Raw genomic sequence first — 1664 nt, forward strand, 5'->3', positions numbered from 1 at the left:
AATTATCGTAATAATATATTACTGATATAACAAAAAATGGATAGAAAAATTTCACTGGTGTTAGGAGATATAAGGTTTCTACATCTTAACAAAAAGAAGGGATACACTATAAAAGTGAATCCCTTCTTTCTTTTTTATTATCGATTACTTTCAATGATGATTAGCTCATCAATTTAGCTTTAGATTTCAATCAAGTTTTAGAAGTAGACTCATCAACTCTATTTTTGATGATACCTTGACTTGTTAAAACCTCGATTTGTTGATCAGAATACCCCATTTCTGCAAGCAACTCAATTGTATGTTCTCCAGACTTTGGTGCTAAGGTACGAATTGCACCTGGTGTTTCTGATAACTTAATTGGCGGAGAAATAAATTTGACCTCACCTAGTTCTACGTCATCAATTGTTTGAAACATTTTTCTATCAATAAATTGTGGATCTTTCTCTAAATCTTCGAGACTATTGACTGGAGCTACACAAGCCTCTACTCCATCAAATTTCCCCATCCATTCCTGTCTTGTTTTTTGTATGATAACGGATTGGACTTCTTCTCTCACTTGGTCTTGCTCTTCCATCGGTACATACATTTTTTTAATTAGGTCTTCTCTTTCTATGATTTTACAAAATTCCACCCAGAATTTAGGTTCCCCTGCTCCAACTGACAGATAAAGACCATCTTTTGTTTCGTATACGGTGTAATAAGCTTTTCTTCCGGTTAAATTTAAGTTTCCACGTTCTGGTTGTTCTCTTGTCGCAAAAAAGGCTGGAAGAAAGAGTTGTAACCAAGAAAGAGCTCCATCGAGCATCGAAACATCAATAAACTGTCCTTTTCCTGAACGGTCTCTTTCAAAAAGCGCCATTAAAATTCCTATCGTACTCATGAGTCCGCTGCCAAGATCGGCGATTTGGACGGATGGTACAACTGGTTTACTGCCACTTACACCCATATATTCAAGAATGCCTGCATAACTAATATAGTTTATATCGTGTCCGGGCATATTGGAATAAGGACCTGATTGTCCGTACCCCGTTATGGCGCAGTATATTAGTCTAGGGTTAACCATTTTTAGCACCTCATAGCCGACTCCAAGGCGATCCATAACTCCCGGACGAAATGATTCCACTACAACATCTGCATTTTCAACAAGCTTCAAAAAGATTTCTTTACCTTTCTCTGTTTTTAAATCTAAACAAATACTTTTTTTGTTACGGTTTACTGAATGAAAAATAGCGCTATCTTCTCCGATTTTCGGATACATTGCTCTTGCATAATCGCCGGGTCCAGTGTCTTCGACCTTAATCACCTCTGCACCATAATCAGCAAGTAGCATTGTGCTAAAGGGACCGGGTAACAATCTTGTTAAATCTAATATGCGAAGAGATTCTAATGCTAATGACAAACTAATCATCCTTTCCTTATACAAAACATTTCCTTAACACTTTTGTATTTTCATAAAACAACTATTACTTCTTTGACTTCATTGGTTATTATCGTCAGGATTTCCCGCGTTCGTATATGGCATCATAATTAAGCCAATAACTGCTGCTCTTTCTACTACCACTTCTGTTTAGAATAAATTGTGCATTAAAATTCTTAAAAGTAAAAATATTTATATTTATGATAATTTTATATCATCATTTTTAATAGTTCAGGAATTGAAAGGT

1 protein-coding gene is annotated in these 1664 nt (G+C 35.5%); it reads right to left on the bottom strand.

Annotation, left to right across the window (positions count from 1 at the left end; genetic code table 11):
* Positions 1-190 precede the first annotated feature (190 nt).
* Complete coding sequence (locus V7137_RS30280; RefSeq protein WP_335701499.1) at positions 191-1399, bottom strand: CaiB/BaiF CoA transferase family protein; 1209 nt, start codon at positions 1397-1399, stop codon at positions 191-193.
* Positions 1400-1664 lie beyond the last annotated feature (265 nt).

Origin of the sequence: Neobacillus drentensis (assembly GCF_036962765.1) — a bacterium.
Lineage (GTDB): Bacteria > Bacillota > Bacilli > Bacillales > Cytobacillaceae > Neobacillus > Neobacillus drentensis_C.